This window comes from Bacillus sp. ISL-75 (assembly GCF_018613095.1).
The window spans coordinates 67,060-88,401 of sequence record NZ_JAGGQX010000009.1 but is presented as its reverse complement, the minus strand read 5'-3'; the positions used below and the strand labels follow the sequence as shown (position 1 = coordinate 88,401).

Sequence of the window (21,342 nt, the reverse complement as noted above, 5' to 3'; positions counted from 1 at the left end):
ATTTTGCGGGAGGTATTTTAATGGAACAAAGTGTGATGGACACAAAGAAAGAATTGGTAGAAAAGGCCCGATCTCTGATTCCAAAATTACGTCAATATGGGGAAGAAATAGAAAAGACTAATTCATTACCTAAAGAGATTATTGATGACTTGCAAAATGAAGGTACATTAAAAGTGTTACGTCCACATCTATTTGGCGGTTATCAAACAGATATGCGGACATATACAGAGGTTGTCACCGAAATATCCCGTGGAAACGGGTCGGCAGGCTGGTTTGTTGCACTTAGTAATATCAGGGACTATATGATTTCTTATACGTTTGGAGAAAAAGCTTTAAGTGAAATTTACAAACAAGGGGAAGATGTCGTTCTAGCTGGGAACTTTAAACCAATCAAATGTGACATCAAAAAGGTAGATGGCGGCTATTATATCGAGGAAGCACAATGGCCATTTGTTTCAGGAAGTCCACATGCTGACTGGTGTTACTTTGGGTTTCCAATCTACGATGAAAACGGCGGCGTAGAAATGGCCATTATGGTTATTCCCCGCAACGAATTAGAGGTCCTTGACGACTGGTATGTAATGGGCCTAAAGGGATCAGGCAGTAATAGCTGTCATATTAAAAATGTGTTTGTACCAGATCACCGTGTGTCATTAGATCGTCTCGCAAGTAAAGGCGAGTACCTCATTGAGCCACTAAAAGAAGTGGCCTTATACAGGTCTTCATTTGTACCTTCACTGACCTTGTCGATTGTAGCACCTGCGTTGGGACTCGCAAAGGCCGCAATGGATTTATATATGGAAAGGCTTCCAAAAGCGGGTATAGGAAATACCTTCTATAACAAACAAGCGGAAGCACCTATCACACATCACCAGGTTGCCCAAGCACAGCTAAAAATCGATTCAGCTGAGATGCATCTTTATCGAGCTGTAGACAAAATTGACTCCTATGCCGAGCGTGGGCAGGTATTGGATAAAAATGAAATTGTCAAAATAAAAGCAGATTTTGGTTATGTGAACCAATTATGTAAAGAAGCGATTGATCTCCTAGTTGCTGGAGTGGGATCTATGTTTACTTACGAAACAAATCCGATTCAAAGAGTCTATCGTGATTTCCTAACCATGCATTTACATGGGTTTATCACACCAACTAGTTTAATTGAAACGTATGGAAGAGTATTGTGCGGTCAAGAACCGAACACTTATTTTGTGTAACAAATCGAAATAAATGTAAGCGATTACGTGTGGATTATTAAATTTAAGGAAAATAGGGAGGTATAAGCTATGAGTTTACCAGAAATCGCAAAATTAGGGCACGTTGCTTTAGTATCAACAGATCTCGAAAAATCACTATGGTTCTTTAAAGAACTAATTGGTCTTGAAGAAACAGAGGTAGTTAACGGAACACATTATCTACGTGCATGGGGTGATTTTGAACATCATACGCTTTCAATTACTGCAGGAGAGAAGTCGTATGTAGACCACATTGCGTGGCGGACAAAACGACCGGAAGATGTTGAAGGATTTGCCCAGCTTCTAAAGGAAGCAGGGACAGAAGTGAATTGGATTGAAGCAGGTGTAGAAGCGGGCCAAGGAAGAGCGATTCGCTTTCAATTACCAAGTGAACATCGCTTTGAAATTTACTATGACATGGAAAAAACATTAGCGGAGCCGTCCAAACGGTCGGTATTAAAGAATCAGACTTATAAATCATGGGCGCGCGGCGTATCTCCACGAAGAATAGACCATGTCAATCTCCTATCATCATTAAAGGCAAATGTCATTTCTGATTATTTAATAGAAAAGCTAGGTTTTAAAATGAGGGAATGTGTTCAAGCTCCAGATGAATCTTTAATTGGTGCCTGGTTAAGTGTCACACCATTGGTGCATGATATCGCAGTAAGCCATGATCCATTTTCACCATCGACACATCAAATTCACCATTTGTCTTACTGGCTTGATAATGCCCAAGATCTTCTTCGGGCAGCAGATATCTTAGCTGAAAATGGGATAAAGTTTAAAGGTCCTGGTAAGCACGGTATTTCCCAAGCTATGTACATTTACGTTGTCGATCCAGGCAGCGGAGTCCGCTTGGAATTGTTCACCAATGGGTATTTAATCTTTGAACCAGACTGGGAACCAATTGTGTGGACTTTGGATGAAATGGATGTAGGCTTCACCTTCTGGGGTGACCAAACAGACACACTTCCAGAAAACAATCCGACGATCGAAGCGTAAGAGTTTAATAGATAACTTAAGATAATATAATCGGAAAAACAGAAAGGGGTCATTAGAATGGATGATCGATTATTTAGAGCCGCAATGGGAAAATTTGCAACAGGTGTAACCGTTATTGCTACAGATGTCGAGGGTGATGTGCATGGAATGACTGCAAATGCCTTCATGTCCGTGTCACTCAGTCCGAAGCTAGTTGTCATCTCGATTGGGGAAAAAGCTAAAATCCTTGAGAAAATAAAACAAAGTCAAACATTTTCAGTCAATATTTTAGCTGCAGATCAACAGGAACTTTCAATGATTTTTGCTGGACAAATAAAAGAGCCACGGGAAGTCATTTTTGACCGTCTTGATGGGAAACCAGTATTAGCTGGTGCCGTCGCCCAAATTGCCTGTGAAGTATCTGCTGAACACGTAGAAGGGGATCATACCCTTTTTATCGGTAAGGTGACTGATATTAAGCTTGAAGATGCCGAACCACTTCTTTTTTATAGCGGACGCTATCGTACCTTATTAGAGGAATCAACTGTTACATCAAATTAAAAAAATCACAACCATGATAAAGGAGCAGTGGTAATGGATATTCAAAAAGCTGCTACAGCCCTAATGGAAGCGGAAAGTGAGAAACAGCCGATTGCTCCCTTTACTTCATCTACAGAAGAAATTTCTGTGGATGAAGCCTACCAAATTCAGCTGCATCAAATTCATCATAAAGTGGATAAAGGTGCAGTAATTGTTGGGAAAAAAATCGGTCTCACAAGTAAAGCGATGCAGGATATGTTTAATGTGAACGAGCCTGATTATGGGCACCTTCTTAATGACATGATCTATGAGGATGGAGAGACGATTGGACTAAATCAGTTTATCCAGCCAAAGATTGAATTCGAAATCGCCTTTGTCTTAAAAAAAGATTTAAGGGGTCCTGGAGTAACAATGAATGACGTCATCGAAGCAACCGATTACATTGTACCGGCACTCGAAATTATTGATAGTCGTATTAGAGACTGGCAAATCAAGTTCGAAGATACGGTAGCAGACAATGGCTCTTCAGCAGGGGCGGTTATCGGCAAAACAACTGCTAAGATAGATGGGCTTGACCTCACCAAAATTGGCATGAATGTATTTAAGAATAATGAATTTTTGGACTCTGCTGTAAGTGCAGCTGTAATGGGGAATCCTGCTCAAGCCGTTGCCTGGCTTGCTAACGCCTTAGGTAATTACGGTATCTCACTATATGCTGGTGAAGTTATTCTTGCTGGAGCTCTTTCAAAGGCGATAGTCATAGAGGATGGGGATACATTCACAGCAGAATTTGAACATATGGGTTCAGTATCAGCGAGCTTCAAAAGAAACCGTTAAAAATAATTAAAACACTAGTATGATTTTTGTTTGAAGACTCCTTGTATATCGTTATGTAAGGAGTCTTTATTGTAAAGAAAAAAATTCCATAAAATGAGAGGTAGTAAAATGGGTATTAAAGTTGTTAGATTCGAAAAGGAACAAAAAGAGCAATGGGGAGTGGTATCAGGAGATCAAATCCGCCTTTTATCAGGTACATACCAAAGTTTAGCTGATTTTTTGGAGCATGGGAAAGAAGAAGCTCGTACCATCAATGCTCAAGATAATACAGTATGTGTTGCATTAAATGAAGTGACCATTTTGAGTCCAGTGACAAAGCCAGCACGAATCGTTTGTCAGGGAGTCAATTACTCAGAGCATCGTGCTGAGACGGGAATGGAAGCTGCACGAGCTCCTTTTAATATGATTTTTAGCAAAGCTGACAGTTCCCTTTGCGGCGCCACTAGCGAAATTGTAAGGCCGCGCGATGTTAAACTACTAGATTAGGAATTGGAGCTTGGTCTCGTAATCGGAACAGAAATCTCAGAGGCGATAGATATAACTGACGAACACCTTCATCAGTATATCGCCGGGCTGGTGATTGTTAATGATGTTTCTGCACGAGATGTTCAGCTTTCAGAGGGGCAATGGTTGAAAGGTAAGAGCTACCGAACTTTTTGTCCAACAGGTCCTTATCTTTATTTGCTTGACAAGGAAGAACTGCCATTGATTCATGATCTTGAGTTAAATCTTTGGGTGAATGATGAATTAAGGCAATCTGCCAATTCAAATCAACTGCTTTACAAACCTGCAGAAACCCTAACAGAGCTCTCGGAAATTATGGATTTATCCCCAGGGGATCTGATTGTTACTGGAACTGCAGGCGGGGTTGCTCTAAATCTAACTCCACAAGTATTGGAACTTTTATCAAACATGTCTATACCTTATCAACAAAAGTTGGATTTACTTGAAGAGGGACAATTAATCAGTGGCAAATACCTTAAGGATGGCGATGTCATTCGCTCCCAAATTCGTAGCTCAAATGGATTAATCGATCTTGGCGAACAAATAAATAAAGTCGTTCCAAGTATAAAGAAAAGCCATGTAAACTCCTTTTAACCCTTAAATTGAGAGGGGGAATTAATATTGAGTAACTTAGCCCAATCATATAAACCTAGCTCCACAGAAGATGGAAATAAAAAAATCCTTTCAACTTCTGCTGCTTTTGGACTCCTAAGGAAAGGTTTAATCGAGAATCTAGGGACTAAAAGAGCAAAAGGGTTTCTACTTCGTTATGGTTGGAATTTAGGTGTTAGTGATGCAGAAGAAGCAATGAAAACAAGTTCATCGATCAATGACCTTCTTAATCAAGCATCGATTCTTCATTTAAGCACGGGACATTTTAAAGACATGAAGTCCGAAAGAATTATCGAAATGAGTGATTCCGAAACGATAAAATCAATCCTGGGCAAGGGAAAATGGATTGATTCATTTGAGGCAATTGAACATCTAAAGCATCATGGCAAATCAGACATTCCGGTCTGTCATACGTTGACAGGCTACGCAAGCGGATATATGTCTACTGTTTGCAGGAAGAGTGTCATTGTTAAGGAAATTAGCTGTATTGCTATGGGAGATGCTGAATGCTGTTTCGAAGCAAGGCTGCAAGAGGATTGGGGAAATGAAATTCAAGAGGAACTTAATTTCTATCATGAAAGTAATATCATTGATGAACTGGAGTATACTTATGAGCAATTGTTAGAGCAGCGGAATTTTATCGAAACCGTATCTAAATTTCATAAGAAATTAACGGAAAGTGTTTCGAATGGAAGCAATCTTCAGGATATTGCTGATAGCACTTTTAAATTATTGAGAATCCCAATTTCTATTGAAGATTTAAGCTTCCAAAAAATTGTTTACTCAGGGCTGAAGGAAGAGCAATATATTAGTCTTAATTACAACCTAAAAGAGAATTTAATTCGAAAAAATAGGAATAATCACAACCTGCTGCCATTATTTAATGAAACGACTAGAATAAAGACAGGAAATCAGGAACGTTTGATTACGCCCATTATTGTCCAAAAAAAAGTAATTGGATATTGTACCTTTCTTTATATAAATGAACCAGGGAAAAGCGTGGAAACGGATATTATGTTTATAGAGAGGGTTGCCAATGCCGCCTCATTGTACCTTTTAAACGAAAAAACAAGTTTTGAAGCACTTGAAAAAATGAAGGGGTATTTTTTAGAACAAATCCTTAAGGGGCAATATTCCTCCAAGGAGGAAATTATCAAGCGTGGCCGGCATATGGGCTTTAACCTTGAGAACCCTTTTTATATTGCCGCAATTGATTATAAAGAGAAGGGAAAGACCACCCAGAATAGCTTTGATCACTATGACCAAATATTAGAGACCATTGCCAAGTATCTCGATATCCAAGGATATAAAGCGTTAATTGGTCAGTATGAGGGTCAGATTATTATGCTGATCCCCGAAACAACAAATATTATCGCTATAATGGAAAAAATCCTGAAACATATTGAAACAACGTATTCATCTTATCAATATAAAGTCGGGATAAGTGATAAATCCGAGGATATTGAGAGTATATTGGATTATTTCGAAGAGTCATTAATTGCTTTACGGATGTCCACAGATAAAAAAATTAATGGTTTTAAAGATTTAGGGATAGTTGGTGTCCTAATAAATTCAAAAAATGTAAGCGGGATTAAGAAAATCGCAAAACAAGAATTAGGACCACTATATAAATTAAATGATGTGAAACAAAAAGAATTACTGAAAACACTCTATGTCTTTTTATCTAATGGTGGAAAACTTCAGCAGACGATGGATGACCTTTCCTTATCTATGAGTGGTCTAATGTATCGAATCAATAAGATTGAAACGCTAATCAATAAAGATTTGCGGGATTCTTCCCAAAGCTATCAGCTCTTGCTAATTCTTGACTCACTGATGGCATTGGGAGAGCTAAAAATATAAACAACTAAGGGCAGTCCTAATCGGATTGCTCTTATTTATTGAGTTCATCATTTGATAAAAACCAACAAAAACAACTTAAAAATAGTGTAAATTCCAACAGTTTTTACTCTAGATACAGTATACAGAATTTTCTAAAATATGAAATTGTAAGCACTTTCAAATGCATGCTATTTATAGGGAGGAATTTATTTGAATCAAGGACAATCTATTAATCTGATTGAAAAAAGCACGGTAAAGAAAACAATGAAGAGAATTCTGCCATTTATTTTGCTTTTGTATGTGGTTGCCTTCTTAGACCGAGTCAATATGGGTTATGCAGCCTTACAGATGAATGCGGATTTGTCATTAACAGCTGAAGTTTTTGGTTTGTTGTCTGGTCTATTTTTTATCAGTTATTTCCTCTTTGAAGTTCCTAGTAATATGATTTTGAATAAGGTCGGGGCACGGTTGTGGATTGCCCGTATTATGATTACTTGGGGAATTGTCGTTGTGTTCCAAGGCTTTATCCAATCAGCAACCCACTTATATATATTACGCTTTTTACTGGGTGCAGCTGAAGCAGGATTTGTTCCAGGGATCATTCTATATTTAACGTATTGGTTCAGGGCACGTGAACGCGGAAAAGCAACAGCACTTTTTTTTGTTGCCTTGCCATTAAGTGCGTTGATCGGTGCTCCGCTGTCAACCTGGATCATGGATACAATCACATGGAATGGTTTGGCGGGTTGGAGATGGATGTTTATCTTAGAAGGTTTGCCAGCTGTTATTTTAGGGATTGTGGTTATGTTTTATTTGACCAATAAACCTGCTAACGCAAAATGGTTAACGACGGAAGAAAAAACATGGCTCGAGGGAGAATTAGACAAGGAACGAAAATTAAGTGCCAAGTTAAATAAAACCTCTCATCTCGGTATGTTGAAAGAGTCAAAATTGTGGAAATTAGCTTTATTTAATATCGCTGGTTTTATCGCAGTAAATGCACTTTCCTATTGGATGCCAACCATTATTAAATCTTTGTCTTCATCTACAACGACTAACTTACAAATTGGCTGGTTAGCCATGATTCCTTCGATTGTTGCGATTCCGTCGATTCTTTTTACGGGATGGAATGCAGATCGTACGAACACACACAAATTGCATTTAGGAGCAAGTGTGTTTATTGCCATGGTTGGATTCATTGGCTGTGCTTTTGTATCAAGCGTTCCACTTATGGTCTTAATGCTCTCCATTACATCCGCGGGATTATATGGTATATCAGGTACTTTTTATGCATATATCACATTCTTCTTCTCAGAATCTACTGCACCTGTTGGCATCGCTTTAGTAAGTACTCTTTCCTCATTAGGCGGTTTCGTTGGGCCATATATAATGGGTGTTTTCAATTTTAAGCAAGCGATGTTCATCATTGCTGGATTCCTGCTAATCAGTTTAATCACACTCACAACACTTAAATTAGCAAAGAAAGATCCGAAGGAAATAGAAGACAAAATAGTCGTAGAAATATAGTTAAAAAACCAATAAAAACTATCTAAAAATGGTAGGAAGTCAGATGGTTTTTTCTCTAGAATTAGAATGCTGAATTTTCTAAAATTTAGACAGGGTTAAAAAATGAAAAGGGTTACATTATTTTGGATGTTCCCTTGATAGTTTTATTTACTGAAGGAGGAGAATTTCAAAATGGCAAACATTACTCAACAGCTAGTTAAAACGGATAACTTTGAAACATTTGTAAATCGTTCAGGTGAGGGCAATTCTGAAACTATATTATTCTTACACGGCTCTGGACCAGGTGTTTTTGCATGGGCTAACTGGAGGTACGCATTAAATACATGTGGTGAAACATATGACTGTATTGCTCCAGACCTGCTTGGCTTCGGACAAAGTGGACATCCTGAGGCACTTCCAAAGAACAGACAGGGATGGATGGACCTTTGGGTAAATCAGCTGATTGAACTGCTGGATCGTTACGGAATACAAAAGGCTCACGTGGTTGGGAATTCGTTAGGCTGTTCCATTGCATTGGAACTATTACTAGAATATCCAGAACGTTTTGGCCGAGTTGTCTTAATGGGACCTGGAGGGACACCGAATACAAAGTTAAGTCCTGAACTAGCTCGTGCTAAAGGATTCTACGATAATCCATCTGAAAAGAAAATGCGTCAAATTATGGGCTGGTTCGTGTATGATGTGGAAAAACTTGCTCCAGAAATAGACTCGCTAGCTGCTACACGATATGAGACAGCGATGCGTCCAGAAATCCATCTTTCCAACGAATCTATCTTTGCGACAGCAGCTGTCCCTGTGCCAGTAACAGCACTTAAACGGATCCAAAACCCAATATTACTTGTTCATGGACGTGATGACATGGTTTGCTCGGTTGAATCTAGCTATTACCTACTCTCACATCTCCAGAATGTTCAATTACATGTTTACGGTCAATGTGGCCACTGGACACAAATTGAGAACCAAGAAAGCTTTAATAATTTAATCCAAAACTATTTCTCTAGTTCAATCTAAAAAATATAACGTGCGGAGGTATAATGATGACTTTACCAGAGATTGCAAAGTTAGGACATGTGGCACTCGTCACACCGGATTTGGAAAAATCATTATGGTTTTTCAGGGATGTCATTGGATTGGAAGTAACAGAAGAAAAAGCTGGAACCTATTACTTACGTGCATGGGGCGACTTTGAACATCATTCCCTCTCTTTAACAGCAGGAGAGAAAGGGTACGTTGATCATATTGGATGGAGGACGAAACGACCGGAAGATGTGGAGGGCTTTGCCCAGCTGCTTGAAAAAGCTGGAACTGAGGTTAACTGGATTGAAGCGGGCGAAGAAGCTGGTCAAGGACGAGCGATACGCTTTAAACTGCCAAGCCAGCACTCTTTTGAAATTTACTATGATGTAGAAAAGCCTAAAGCAGATGAAAAAAGCCGTTCTGTCTTAAAAAATCAAACGTACAAAGCGTGGGCGCGCGGCTGCTCGCCAAGGCGATTTGACCATGTAAATATTGCTACTTCCATGGATGTCGGTGAAATTCTCGATTACTTAGGCAGCCAATTAGGATTTAAGCTTCGTGAATATGTGAGATACCATGAACAAACGACCGTTGCAGGCTGGATGAGTGTTACTCCTTTAGTTCACGATATTGCAGTTATTTCAAGACCGCAAGCAGAAACACCAAACCAGCTTCATCACATTTCCTATTGGCACGATAACGCTCAAGATATCCTTAGGGCTGCCGATATTCTTGCAGAAGAAGGCATTAAATTCATTGGTCCTGGTAAACACGGGGTATCTCAAGCGTTTTATCTCTATGTATGTGATCCTGGCAGCGGCTGTCGAGTGGAATTATTTAGCGGATCTTATTTAATTTTTGAACCAGACTGGGAACCGGTCGAGTGGACGGAGGAAGATCACTCGATTGCTAACACCTATTGGGGAGAAACCGTAAGCGATAAGGAATTGAATAAACCAACGATCGAAGCGTGATTTATAGGCTGACTCAGGAAATAGCTTGAGTCAGTTTTTTTGAAAGCGAGGGACAGTTTTGTGACGGAAAACAAAATCTATGAAACTGATATTGTTGTAGTAGGGGCAGGAAATGCCGCCATGTGCGCTGCAATAGCCGCACGGGAAAATGGTGCCAATGTCATTGTGCTTGAAAAAGCTCCAGAGGCTGAAAAAGGTGGCAATAGCACGTTTACGCATGGCTCCATCCGCTTTGCCTATAAAGATGTTGAAGAGTTAAAACAAATTATGCCGGACCTAACGCAGGAAGATATAGACATGACAGATTTTGGGTCGTATACGGAGGAAGAATTTTTTGATGATATGTGCCGGATAACGGAATATCGTACCGACCCAGAGCTTGCCTCCCTCTTAACAAGTAAAAGCTTCGAAACAATGAAATGGATGCAGTCCCATAAAGTCAGGTGGGTGCCCATATACGGTCGCCAGGCCTTTAAAGTGGATGGCATCTTTAAATTTTGGGGTGGAATGATTGTTGAATCCGTAGGTGGAGGACCAGGTTTAGTTGGAGCACTACATGCTGAAGCAGAGGGTTTAGGTGTTCAAGTGTTATTTAATGCGATGGCAACCGAACTCATTCACGATGATGATGGCGTACATGGGGTCGTTTTTAAGCATAATGGAAAAACAACAGAAATCCATGCGAAAGCGGTTATCCTCGCCTCTGGAGGGTTCCATTCGAATCCGGAAATGCGGACCCGCTACTTAGGCCCCAATTGGGATTTAGCTAAAGCAAGAGGTAGCCGTTTTAATACCGGCGAGGGCATTCAAATGGCGCTAAATATTGGAGCTCTTGCTGCTGGAAACTGGTCAGGTTGCCATTCCGTTGGCGGAGACCGCTATCTTCCAGAATTTACAGAAGGATTTCAAAAACTCAGCTATCCATTTGGCATCATCGTTAACGCAGATGGAAACCGTTTTGTTGATGAGGGAGCCGATTTTCGAAACTATACGTATGCGAAATATGGAAAAATGATTCTTGAGCAGCCAGGACAGTTTGCTTGGCAGGTATTCGATGCTAAAGTAGCCGGGCTTTTACGAGAGGAATATCGGGGACGAAAGGTAACAAAGGTCAAAGCTAATACCTTGGAAGAGTTGGCGGAAAAGCTTGATGGGGTGGATAAGGAAGGTTTTTTAAAGACGATAGCGGAATACAATGAGGCTGTCCGTAAAGATATACCATTCAACCCTAATATTAAGGATGGCCGTTGTACACATGGATTAGCGGTGCGGAAATCCAATTGGGCCAATACCGTGGATGAAGGTCCTTTTGAGGCTTATGCGGTCACCTGCGGAATCACCTTTACGTTTGGCGGCTTAAAAATAAACACGAATACCGAGGTTCAAGACGTATTGTCCCAATCGATTCCAGGGTTATATGCTGCTGGGGAACTGGTAGGCGGCCTATTCTACTTTAACTACCCTGGTGGTGCGGGCTTAATGGCAGGATCCGTTTTTGGGAAAATTGCCGGTGAAAATGCCTCACGTTTTATTACCCAAGTAAAAGAAAAAGAGGAGATGTTTTGAAGGTATAAGCAAGGGGAAAATAAAGAGTATTTATACTGCAAAACCAATTGGGAATATATAAAAATGGAAAAAATAGTCTGTATTACCATTTAGGTAGGTCAATTTATATTCATTAAAATAAACGTGTAGATAAAATGAATAAGGGGTGCAAAATATGGTAAGCAAAGTATTGGATGAAAACAAGGCCGACTTGAGCCTGTTATTAAAAGGGGCAGAAAAGGTTGGGAAAATTGCCGAATCGGAAGCACTAGAGGCAGATCAAAACAAAACGGTTTCAAAAAATGTCATTGATGCGATAAAAGAGGCCCGATTATCTAAGTTGTTACTGCCAAAAAAATATGGTGAGCCACAAGTAGATTTAAGAGAGTATTCCCAGATTATTCGAACGGTCGGAAAATATAATACTTCTGCAGCTTGGTTAACCTTTCTATATTCCATTCATAATAGTTTAGTAGCATTTATGACGAAAGAGGGAGCAGAAGAAGTGGTGAATCAAGGAGGATTAATTGCCGATATCTTTGCTCCTATAGGGAAAGTGGAAAAGGATGGGGACGGTTTTCGGATTACAGGTAAGTATAGTTTTGTAAGCGGAATCTTATATAGTGACTGGGTGGCTCTTGCAGTGAAAATGAAACTGGATGACAGTGAAGAGACTGAACTATGTATGCTAAATATACCGATATCTGATGTGGAAATAGTAGAAAATTGGGATACGTTAGGACTAAGAGGGACGGGAAGCAACCAGGTAATTGTCGATAATGTCTATGTTCCAAAGCACCATCTAATACGGCTTACGGTTGCCGATCGTACAGGCAGACCGCCACAGGGTTATGATAAAGACTATCCTCTTTATGATGTTCCATTTTTCTCATCCTTTTGTGTCGGATTCCCAATGGTTGCATTGGGTGGTGCTGAGCGCCTACTGCAGGAATTTAAGAACCGAACGGAAAAGCGGGTACGAATGGGAGGGAATTCCGCTAAAGATTCCCGGCATCAGGGGGTATTGGCTGAATTAATAATAAAATATTATGAGGCAGAAGGTCTACTAGACAAATATATTTCTTTATTGGAAAACTATGAAATGGGAAAAGAAGATAAACGTGGTGAATTCGCCGCGATAAGGGCAAAAATCACAAAGAACGTATCGGATATTGCTGTAAAAGTTTTATTGACACTTGGCGGATTTTCCATGTTTAAAGGAGATCCAATTGAAATATTCGTACGCGATCTTTTGGCAGTATGCACCCATCGATCCAATCTTTATGAAGACTCGGTTGAAGCGTTTGGAAAGACACAATTTGGCGTTGATGTTTCGATTAATGGGTAATAAGTTAACGGCAGCATAAAAAACACCTAAAACTCTTTTTAGGTGTTTTTTTATGGATTAAAAATCTAAAAAAGTTATTAAATGTGTTAATTAAATGCCTCTTTAGAGAAAAACCAATAAAAATCATCTAAAAAATACGCTAACTCAAACGATTTTTACTCTAGATTGAAGTTACCGAATTTTCTAAAATCTAATTATAAACAAAAACTCATTTAATACTTACTAAAATAGACAGGCTAAATCAAATTGGAAGGGAAGAGATGCAATGATGACAAGTACTATTTTGGATGTACAGACTGAACTGGTAGAAAAGGCACGATCGTTTGTCCCAAGATTGCGTGAACGGTCAAAAGTGACAGAGGAAATTCGGAGAATTCCAGATGCCACAATTAACGAATTAAAAAAGTCCGGTCTTTTCTATATCCTTCGTTCAAAGCAATTTGGCGGCTACCAAACAAACATGAGAACCTATACGGATATTGTGACGGAAATTTCACGTGGCTGCGGTTCAACTGGCTGGATTGTTGCCCTATGTTGTATTCGGGAATTGATGATATCGGAATCCTTTTCTGAAAAGACGCATCAGGAAATTTACGGATCTGGTGATGATATTGTTTTTTCAGGTGTATTTGAACCAAGAAAGATTCAAGTGAAAAAAGTTGAAGGCGGTTACAACATTGAAGAAGGTTATTGGCCGTTTTGCTCTGGTTCCCTTCATGCAACATGGGGATACTTCGGAATGCCAATTGTCGATGAAAATGGAAAGGTCGTTGATCAAGGCCTGATTACTTTACCAATGAGCCAAGTGGAAATTGCGGACGATTGGCATGTAATGGGACTTCGCGGCACAGGAAGTAACAGTATCAATATGAAAGATGTTTTTGTTCCAGACCATCGGGTTGTATCCTTTACCGACGCTATTGCTGGAAAGTTTCAATCTGATCATTTTCGAGATATTCCACTATATAATACAGCACTATTCCCAGCGCTGGCGATGTCAATCGGTGTTCCGGGCTTAGGAATGGCGAAGGCTGCTTTAGAATTATTCATGGAAAAATTGCCTAATCGAAGAGCGGCGAATTTGGGGGTTGAATACTTAAGTGATGCCGTCACCACTCATCATCAAGCTGCAGAAGCATCGCTAAAAATTGAAACCGCTGCCATGCACTTTTATCAAGTCGCTGACCGCCTCGACTCTTGTGCAGCAAGTGGCGAGTACATGAGCAAATTTGAAAGAGTCAAGGCATTGGCCAATATCGGCTATGCGGTGCAGTCCTGTAAGGAAGCCATCGATATCTTAATCCTTGCAACGGGTTCGGCCTATGTGGGCGATGGGAACCCGATGCAAAGAATCGGCCGGGACTTTGCTGCATTATATACACACAGAACAGTTTCACCTATAACCTCCAAAGAAAACTTTGGCCGAGAGTTATGTGGTCTTTCAAGCAATACGAAAAATATTTAAAGGGTATTATTTAAGTTCGAATAGATGGAGGGGAAGGGAATATTTTTGCCAGAAATTGCCAAGTTAGGACACGTTGCACTCGTCACACCTGACCTTGAAAAATCATTATGGTTTTTCCGAGATGTGATTGGTTTGGAAGTTACCGAAGAAGTGGACGAAACCATTTATTTACGTGCGTGGGGTGATTTTGAACATCACTCTCTGTCATTAACAGCTGGAGAAAAAGGGTATGTCGACCATATTGGTTGGAGAACAAAGCGCCCTGAAGATGTCGAAGGTTTTGCTGAACTGCTTACTAAGGCTGGGACAGAAGTGAAGTGGATTGAAGCAGAAACAGAGAGAGGCCAAGGAAGAGCGATCCGCTTCCAACTTCCAAGCCAGCATACGTTTGAACTTTATTACGATGTTGAAAAGCCAGTAGTTGAGGAAGGCAGACGATCCGTATTAAAGAATCAAACGTATAAATCATGGAATCGCGGTGTGTCTCCAAGAAGATTTGATCATGTCAATATTCATACATCAACGGATGCTTCGCTTACGTATGAGTTTCTAGAAAATCAATTAGGATTTAAAATGCGTGAATTCCTTAAAGATGATGATAACCAAACGATTGCTGGCTGGATGAGTGTCACCCCATTGGTTCATGATGTCGCAGTTTTATCAAAGCCCCAGGCACCAACACCAGCTAGGCTGCACCATATTGCTTATTGGTCAGATAACATGCAGGATATTCTCCGGGCTGCTGATATTCTGAAAGAGCAGGGAATCAATTTTATCGGACCAGGGAAGCATGGAATCTCTCAGGCTATGTATCTATATGTCATGGATCCTGGAAGCGGATGCCGTGTGGAATTATTTAGCGGTGGCTATTTAATATTTGAACCAGACTGGGAGCCAATCGAGTGGACGATGGAGGAAAGATCAATAGGTAATACCTACTGGGGTGAATCCGTCCAGGATAAGCCAGAAAATAACATTACCATCGAAGCTTAGGTTAATGATTAGGAGGGAACTGCATGGAAACGATTTATTTGAACCCAGAAAATCTAGCGGACTATCAGCATAAAGCAAAACAAAGTGTCATGGCCCTTGGATTTTTTGATGGTATTCATAATGGACACCGTGAAGTGATTAAAACAGCTTTTCAGAAAGCAAAAGAAAGGAATCTTTCACTATCTGTGATGAGTTTCTTTCCACATCCGAAAACCGTTTTATCCAATGGAAAGACACATGTTGATTATCTGATGCCGCTTTCTGATAAGGAAAAAATATTCTGTGAACTGGGGGTCGACATATTTTATATCGTTGAATTCGATAGAGAATTTGCTTCACTTTCCCCAGAAAAGTTTGCAGCAAAGTATTTAGTTGATCTTGGTGTCGTCCATGCAGTTGCCGGCTTTGATTATACCTATGGTTTTCGTGGAGTTGGAAATATGGACCGCTTGATAAGTGATTCAGGCGGGATTCTCGAAGTGACGAAGGTAGAAAAAGTGGAATACCAGGGGGAGAAAATTAGTTCAACCTGCATTCGTGAAAAATTGGCAAGTGGAAATATTGAGGATCTGCCAGCATTTTTAGGACGTCTCTATGAAGTGGGATGTGAATGGAACGGTACTTCGTTAACTGTCAGGCCCCATTATACCTTGCCTGCTCCGGGAAAATATGTAGTAACGGTAAGAGGTGCCAATCAATCACAAGTGCTAGAAATGATTGTGACAAAAGAAAAAGAATTGATTCCGCTAAAATCTTTTTCAGAGTTAGCCTCCAATTATTATGGTGTTCTTTCGATCATTTGGCACGAACAAATCCTCGGAAAAGTAAAAAATTCTTATCAAGAGAATGGGTGGGTTCAAGGAGTTGTCCAAATTGGATAACCAGAAGTTTTAATAAACGATAATTATAAAAAGGGGGGCTATTAAAAGTGAATAAAACGCAAGAGTTCCAAAAACTATTACACGAACCAGGTACATTTATCTTGCCCGGTGCTTACGATGCAATGTCTGCAAGATTAATAGAAGAAATCGGCTTTCAAGCAATATACGCCACAGGTGCCGGAATATCGAACGCTCAATTAGGGTGGGCAGATGTAGGCCTAACTTCCTTAAAAGAAGTGGTTGATATTGTCGCAAGGATGGCGGATGTGACGAAGATTCCGATTGTTGTAGATGCCGATACAGGTTTTGGAAATGCGATTAATGTGATCCGTACCGTACGAGAGTTTGAAAGAGCAGGTGTAGCTGCCATCCAAATGGAAGACCAGGTTTCACCTAAGAAATGCGGGCACTTTAATGGGAAAGATGTGATTTCAAAAGAAGAAATGGTCGGGAAAATCAAAGCTGCCGTTGACACAAGAAGGGATGAAAATCTCGCAATCATCGCCCGTACAGATGCATTAGCCGTATATGGCATGGAAGATGCGTTGGACAGGGCAAATGCTTATGCAGATGCGGGGGCCGACATAATTTTTGTTGAAGCGCCGACAACAATTGAGCAATTAAAAAATATCACCAGTTCATTAAAAGGGATACCGCAGATCATTAATCTGGTGGAAGGCGGTAAAACCCCGCTTATTTCTTTGAAAGAGGCCGAAGAGATTGGTTTTAAAATCATGCTTTGTGCAAATACTGTCCTTCGCTCGGCAATCAAAGGAATCACAGAGTCGTTAAGAATATTAAAAGCCGAAGGTTCACACGAAAATATTCACGAGTTAATTTGTACGTGGGAAGAGCGGCAATCACTCTTTAAACTAAATCAGATTAAAGAGTGGGAAAACAAATATGCAGAAAATCAGCCATTAATAAAAAAGTAAATTTACTTTTTTAATAAATTAAGAACTTAAAAGGAGGACTTAGTTGTGGGGAGAGAAGTAGATTACGACATCGTAGTCATAGGATGTGGAGTTGCCGGGACCTCAGCCGCATTGTCTGCCGCTGAAACGGCTAAAAAGGAAAATAAGAATCTAAAAATAGCGATTCTAGAACGAGCTGATTATGACCATAGAGGTGGAAATTCCCGTTGGACTGCCTCCTATATGCGTATGAAGAATCTCGATGAAGTAGCGGATAACTTTGTGGAAGATATGATGGCTTTTTCGGACAATTATTCCGATCGGGAGTACATAGAAACTCTCGCCAAGGATGCTGGCAGCACACTTCGCTGGGTGCAGGAAAAAGGGGTCGATTTTGACTATCTGCCGACGATGTTCTTAACCGCATCAAGACCTCGTTTGCTTCCAGTAGGCGGAGGACGTGCCATCGTTGACACCCTATCCCGCCGTGCCGGCGGTCTTGGTGTAGAGATTATTTACGAGGCTGCTGCTTGGAAATTACTTCTTGATGACGAGGGTGCCGTCAATGGATTGATGGTGCGCGTGAAAGGCGGCACATCCCTTCAATTAAAAGTGGGAGCTGTCGTGTTAGCGTCAGGTGGATTCCAGGGAAATCAGGAGATGATGGCCCAATATGTTGGCAGAGATGCTCATAAAGTCCGGACAGTAGCTGAGGGTGGTTTGTTTAACAAAGGTGAAGGAATCCGGATGGCTATGGAGCTAGGGGCAAAAACGGCGGGTCAGTTCGACTCTTTTCATGCTGAACCGGTCGACCCAAGAAGCAAGCGCGAAGAAGCTGCAGTAATGACATATCCTTACTTTATTCTAGTCGATCAGAATGGAAATCGTTTCGTTGATGAGGGAAAAACAACAGTCGATGAGCAATATGAAGAAGTTGCCCGGACGATATTCCACGACCTTCCTGGTCATATTGCCTATATGATTGGCGATCAAAAAATGTATGATATTCCTAACTATGAACGGGCAGTGGAAACCGATAAACCGGCCATTGTTGCCGATACGATTGAAGAGTTGGCGGAAAAGATTGGCGTGCCAGTCGGCCAATTAACGGCTACGGTTGAATCTTTTAACGCAGCTGTTCAACCGGGTGAATTTCTTTGGGATAAAAAGGATGGGAAGCAGGCGCTTGGAATTACACCGCCAAAATCTAATTGGGCAATCCCAATTGATAAGGCACCGTTTATCGCCTATCCCATTATCTGCTCCAATGTTTTCACTAATGGCGGGTTAGCTACCGACACGGATGGACGTGTCTTATCTCAAGATCATGATCCGATTCCAGGTTTATATGCAGTCGGCGAGACGGCTGGTCTTTATTACGGGAAATATCCAGGCGGAACATCTGTACTAAGGGGTCTTGTGTTTGGCCGGCGTGCCGGTGATCATGCTGTAGCATATGTAACTGATGCAAAGAAACTAGAGGTTTAACTAGTTTGGTTTTCATGAGAAAGGGTGAGGTTTTTTGGAATTAAAAGACAAGGTTGCCTTAGTAACAGGGGGAGGAAGAGGAATCGGCAGGGAAACCTGTATTCTCCTCGCGAAACAGGGCGCTAAAGTTGCTGTTTTTTCCGACGATGAATCTGAAAGCAAAGAAACTGCTTCCTATATTTCCGGGGAGGTTGGGGGCGAAGCAATCGCCCTTACCGGGGATGTTCGTTCAGAAGATGATATAAACCAAGCAGTCCAGACAACAGAACGAAGTTTGGGTTCAATCGATATATTAATCAATAATGCGGGTGTTATGCTCCTTAAGCCGTTCCATGAAATGACGGTTGAAGAATGGGACTTTGTACAAGATGTAAATATTCGTGGAGTCTATTTATGTTCTCGGGCAGTTGTGCCGCAAATGATCGAGAAAAGACACGGTGTGATCATCAATCTATCGTCGATTTGGGGAACTAAAGGCGGTCCTGACAGAAGTGCTTACATTGCTTCGAAATACGCATGTCTCGGATTCTCAAAAGCCTTGGGTGAAGAATTAAAGCCCTACAAAATAAGAGTGAATGCGGTCTGTCCAGGTCCTGTTAATACAAAGATGATGGACGACTTTGATGTGAATAAAGATAATTGGCTGCATCCAATAGACCTTGCTAATGTCATCGTCGATTTATGTTTACCAAAAAGTGTCGCTGTCACTGCAACCGCTATTGAAGCATTTGGTTACGGACGACCAGTAAATTTATAAATATTTCTAAAAGTTGAAAGGGGAAATCATAATGGAAAAATTAATTCCAGCTATTGAATCAAAAAATATCAGTCTAGCACTTGCTAATAAAATGTTAGAGGCAGCACTTGTTAAGGGAAAGGAACTAGGTATGCCGTTTAGCATCTCAATTGTTGATCGCGTGGGGAACTTAAAAGCGTTTGCTGCTATGGACGGTGCGCCAGTATTAAGTTTGGAAATTGCTCAAAATAAAGCCTTTTCTGCTGCTACTTATAATAGAGCAACACACGAATGGTACGACAGATTGAAGGATGATCCACCATTGCTGCATGGGATTGTTCACACTCCAAGATTGATTATTTTTGGCGGTGGTTATCCAATCAAAATCAATAACGAACTGATTGGCGGTGTGGGGGTTAGTGGCGGACATTATACTCACGATATGCAGGTTTGTCAGGCAGCATTAGAAGTGCTAAATAACCTAGAGTAAGAGGGTGTTGATGGATGGAAACCTATGATTTGATTATTTTAGGCGGCGGTCTAGCGGGGATGTGTGCTGCAGTTGAGGCAGGTGAAGCGGGTGCACACGTCCTGCTCCTTGAGAAACAGGATGAACTGGGCGGAAGTACGGTTCTTAGCTCAGGGTATATGGCCTTTGCCGGAACAGATATGCAAGAGAAGGCAGGTATCATTGATTCGACTGAGTCGTTATTGGATGACATGATCGAGGTCGGCGGCGGCGTGAATGAACAGGCACTCGTTGAAGCTTATGGTCAGCACCAATTAGTGACATATAATTGGCTTATTGAGCACGGTGTTGAGTTCCGCTCACTCGAAGCTGTGAGCGGTCACAGTGTTCCCCGCGGACATATTATTGACCCACACCAAGCGATTCAAATACTTAACCGAAGGGTTAAGCAGATGTCAAACGTGACCATTCGATTTAATGCTCCGGCACGAAGACTATTGAAAAATGACGATGGCCGGATTGAACGTGTTTTATACGTGGCCGAAGGGGTAGAGCAATTTGTGCATGCCTCCAAAGGGGTAATCATTGCATCTGGAGGGTTTGCAAAAAACGAGGACCTTTTGGGGCAGTTTGCCCCCCAATTAAAGGGAGCACTAAGGATTGGCGGCCGTGGAAATCATGGGGACGGATTACGGATGGCATGTGAGCATGGGGCCTGGTTAAAGGATTTACCATACCTGAATGGGACCTATGGATTTCATCCTACAGCTGCAGGACCAGTAAAGTCTCAAGGGTTAGCCTTTTACAAGGGTGCAATCATGGTCAACCAATTTGGGAAACGGTTCGTTAACGAGTCTATTTCTTATAAACTATTAGGAAAGTCCGCTTTCGAGCAGCCAGATCAAGTTAGTTTCCAGGTTTGGGACCAAACTGTTATGGACAAGAGTGTTCACGATGACCCTCTCTATGATTTTGAATTACTGAAGCGGCGCAGGCTTCTATATCAAACGGACACATTGGAGGATTTGGCTGACTGTATTGATGTACCACTTGAAGTATTGGAAGAAACGATCTCTAGATACAATCAAGGGATTAAGGACGGAGAAGATCCTGATTTCGGCAGGAAGTCATTAACACATAACTATGGAAAACCAACTCCGATAGAGAAGGCACCATTTTATGCATTTGAGTCGACAGTTGCGATGCTGGCAACATACGCAGGGGTGTCGGTGAACTCAGCGGCACAGGTGGTGAATCCTTACGGTGAGCCCATTTCAGGATTGTTTGCAGCCGGAGAGGTGACTGGTGGATTCCACGGGGCAGGTTACATGACAGGAAGTTCTTTAGGGAAATGTGCGGTCTTTGGACGGATAGCAGTCCAAGAGGCATTGAAAGAGGTAATAGTAAAATAATCGTATAGATTGCGAGAAGGCT

18 protein-coding genes and 1 pseudogene are annotated in these 21,342 nt (G+C 41.1%); all 19 read left to right on the top strand.

Translation table 11 applies throughout. From position 1 onward, the window contains the following. The first annotated feature begins 20 nt into the window (after positions 1–20). A complete protein-coding gene (locus J7E63_RS02790) occupies positions 21–1,214 on the top strand; it encodes an acyl-CoA dehydrogenase family protein (protein WP_215010196.1) in 1,194 nt (397 codons plus the stop codon). A gap of 69 nt (positions 1,215–1,283) precedes the next feature. After that, positions 1,284–2,237: a VOC family protein gene (locus J7E63_RS02785; RefSeq protein WP_215010195.1), complete on the top strand. Its 954-nt coding sequence runs from the start codon at positions 1,284–1,286 to the stop codon at positions 2,235–2,237. Between the two features lie 57 nt (positions 2,238–2,294). Continuing rightward, a complete protein-coding gene (locus J7E63_RS02780; RefSeq protein ID WP_215010194.1) occupies positions 2,295–2,777 on the top strand; it encodes a flavin reductase family protein in 483 nt (160 codons plus the stop codon). A 33-nt stretch (positions 2,778–2,810) separates the two neighbouring features. After that, positions 2,811–3,593, top strand: a complete 783-nt coding sequence (locus J7E63_RS02775; RefSeq protein WP_215010193.1) for a 2-keto-4-pentenoate hydratase — start codon at positions 2,811–2,813, stop codon at positions 3,591–3,593. Positions 3,594–3,686: 93 nt separating this feature from the next. Next, positions 3,687–4,691: pseudogene (locus tag J7E63_RS02770) on the top strand (fumarylacetoacetate hydrolase family protein). A 27-nt stretch (positions 4,692–4,718) separates the two neighbouring features. Continuing rightward, positions 4,719–6,572: a XylR N-terminal domain-containing protein gene (locus J7E63_RS02765; RefSeq protein ID WP_215010192.1), complete on the top strand. Its 1,854-nt coding sequence runs from the start codon at positions 4,719–4,721 to the stop codon at positions 6,570–6,572. A 189-nt stretch (positions 6,573–6,761) separates the two neighbouring features. Further along, on the top strand, positions 6,762–8,078 hold the full coding sequence (locus tag J7E63_RS02760; RefSeq protein WP_215010191.1) for an MFS transporter: 1,317 nt from the start codon (positions 6,762–6,764) through the stop codon (positions 8,076–8,078). A 171-nt stretch (positions 8,079–8,249) separates the two neighbouring features. Further along, positions 8,250–9,089: an alpha/beta fold hydrolase gene (locus tag J7E63_RS02755; RefSeq protein WP_215010190.1), complete on the top strand. Its 840-nt coding sequence runs from the start codon at positions 8,250–8,252 to the stop codon at positions 9,087–9,089. A gap of 26 nt (positions 9,090–9,115) precedes the next feature. Beyond that, on the top strand, positions 9,116–10,069 hold the full coding sequence (locus tag J7E63_RS02750; RefSeq protein ID WP_215010357.1) for a VOC family protein: 954 nt from the start codon (positions 9,116–9,118) through the stop codon (positions 10,067–10,069). 60 nt (positions 10,070–10,129) lie between these two features. Further along, on the top strand, positions 10,130–11,635 hold the full coding sequence (gene tcuA, locus J7E63_RS02745; RefSeq protein ID WP_215010189.1) for an FAD-dependent tricarballylate dehydrogenase TcuA: 1,506 nt from the start codon (positions 10,130–10,132) through the stop codon (positions 11,633–11,635). A 154-nt stretch (positions 11,636–11,789) separates the two neighbouring features. After that, positions 11,790–12,962: an acyl-CoA dehydrogenase family protein gene (locus tag J7E63_RS02740; RefSeq protein ID WP_215010188.1), complete on the top strand. Its 1,173-nt coding sequence runs from the start codon at positions 11,790–11,792 to the stop codon at positions 12,960–12,962. A gap of 265 nt (positions 12,963–13,227) precedes the next feature. After that, positions 13,228–14,427 carry an acyl-CoA dehydrogenase family protein gene (locus J7E63_RS02735; RefSeq protein ID WP_251033336.1) on the top strand — a complete coding sequence of 400 codons (1,200 nt, stop codon included), beginning with the start codon at positions 13,228–13,230 and terminating at the stop codon, positions 14,425–14,427. 24 nt (positions 14,428–14,451) lie between these two features. Next, positions 14,452–15,420, top strand: coding sequence for a VOC family protein (locus tag J7E63_RS02730; protein WP_215010187.1), 969 nt, complete (start codon positions 14,452–14,454; stop codon positions 15,418–15,420). A gap of 23 nt (positions 15,421–15,443) precedes the next feature. Further along, complete coding sequence (locus J7E63_RS02725) at positions 15,444–16,301, top strand: FAD synthetase family protein (protein ID WP_215010186.1); 858 nt, start codon at positions 15,444–15,446, stop codon at positions 16,299–16,301. 47 nt (positions 16,302–16,348) lie between these two features. After that, on the top strand, positions 16,349–17,236 hold the full coding sequence (locus J7E63_RS02720) for an isocitrate lyase/PEP mutase family protein (protein ID WP_215010185.1): 888 nt from the start codon (positions 16,349–16,351) through the stop codon (positions 17,234–17,236). Between the two features lie 45 nt (positions 17,237–17,281). Beyond that, positions 17,282–18,703, top strand: a complete 1,422-nt coding sequence (locus tag J7E63_RS02715) for an FAD-dependent oxidoreductase (RefSeq protein ID WP_215010184.1) — start codon at positions 17,282–17,284, stop codon at positions 18,701–18,703. A gap of 34 nt (positions 18,704–18,737) precedes the next feature. Next, positions 18,738–19,460: an SDR family NAD(P)-dependent oxidoreductase gene (locus J7E63_RS02710; RefSeq protein ID WP_215010183.1), complete on the top strand. Its 723-nt coding sequence runs from the start codon at positions 18,738–18,740 to the stop codon at positions 19,458–19,460. Positions 19,461–19,491: 31 nt separating this feature from the next. Next, on the top strand, positions 19,492–19,929 hold the full coding sequence (locus J7E63_RS02705; RefSeq protein ID WP_066252865.1) for a GlcG/HbpS family heme-binding protein: 438 nt from the start codon (positions 19,492–19,494) through the stop codon (positions 19,927–19,929). A 14-nt stretch (positions 19,930–19,943) separates the two neighbouring features. Beyond that, positions 19,944–21,320 (top strand): FAD-dependent oxidoreductase, encoded by a 1,377-nt coding sequence (locus J7E63_RS02700; RefSeq protein ID WP_215010182.1) that lies wholly within the window; start codon positions 19,944–19,946, stop codon positions 21,318–21,320. Positions 21,321–21,342 lie beyond the last annotated feature (22 nt).

Bases quoted from the DNA above. Each gene is read 5' to 3' on its own strand.
- J7E63_RS02790 (WP_215010196.1), top strand. From the start codon at position 21: ATGGAACAAAGTGTGATGGACACAAAGAAAGAATTGGTAGAAAAGGCC.
- J7E63_RS02785 (WP_215010195.1), top strand. From the start codon at position 1,284: ATGAGTTTACCAGAAATCGCAAAATTAGGGCACGTTGCTTTAGTATCA.
- J7E63_RS02780 (WP_215010194.1), top strand. From the start codon at position 2,295: ATGGATGATCGATTATTTAGAGCCGCAATGGGAAAATTTGCAACAGGT.
- J7E63_RS02775 (WP_215010193.1), top strand. From the start codon at position 2,811: ATGGATATTCAAAAAGCTGCTACAGCCCTAATGGAAGCGGAAAGTGAG.
- J7E63_RS02755 (WP_215010190.1), top strand. From the start codon at position 8,250: ATGGCAAACATTACTCAACAGCTAGTTAAAACGGATAACTTTGAAACA.
- J7E63_RS02750 (WP_215010357.1), top strand. From the start codon at position 9,116: ATGACTTTACCAGAGATTGCAAAGTTAGGACATGTGGCACTCGTCACA.
- J7E63_RS02740 (WP_215010188.1), top strand. From the start codon at position 11,790: ATGGTAAGCAAAGTATTGGATGAAAACAAGGCCGACTTGAGCCTGTTA.
- J7E63_RS02735 (WP_251033336.1), top strand. From the start codon at position 13,228: ATGATGACAAGTACTATTTTGGATGTACAGACTGAACTGGTAGAAAAG.
- J7E63_RS02730 (WP_215010187.1), top strand. From the start codon at position 14,452: ATGGAGGGGAAGGGAATATTTTTGCCAGAAATTGCCAAGTTAGGACAC.
- J7E63_RS02725 (WP_215010186.1), top strand. From the start codon at position 15,444: ATGGAAACGATTTATTTGAACCCAGAAAATCTAGCGGACTATCAGCAT.
- J7E63_RS02705 (WP_066252865.1), top strand. From the start codon at position 19,492: ATGGAAAAATTAATTCCAGCTATTGAATCAAAAAATATCAGTCTAGCA.
- J7E63_RS02700 (WP_215010182.1), top strand. From the start codon at position 19,944: ATGGAAACCTATGATTTGATTATTTTAGGCGGCGGTCTAGCGGGGATG.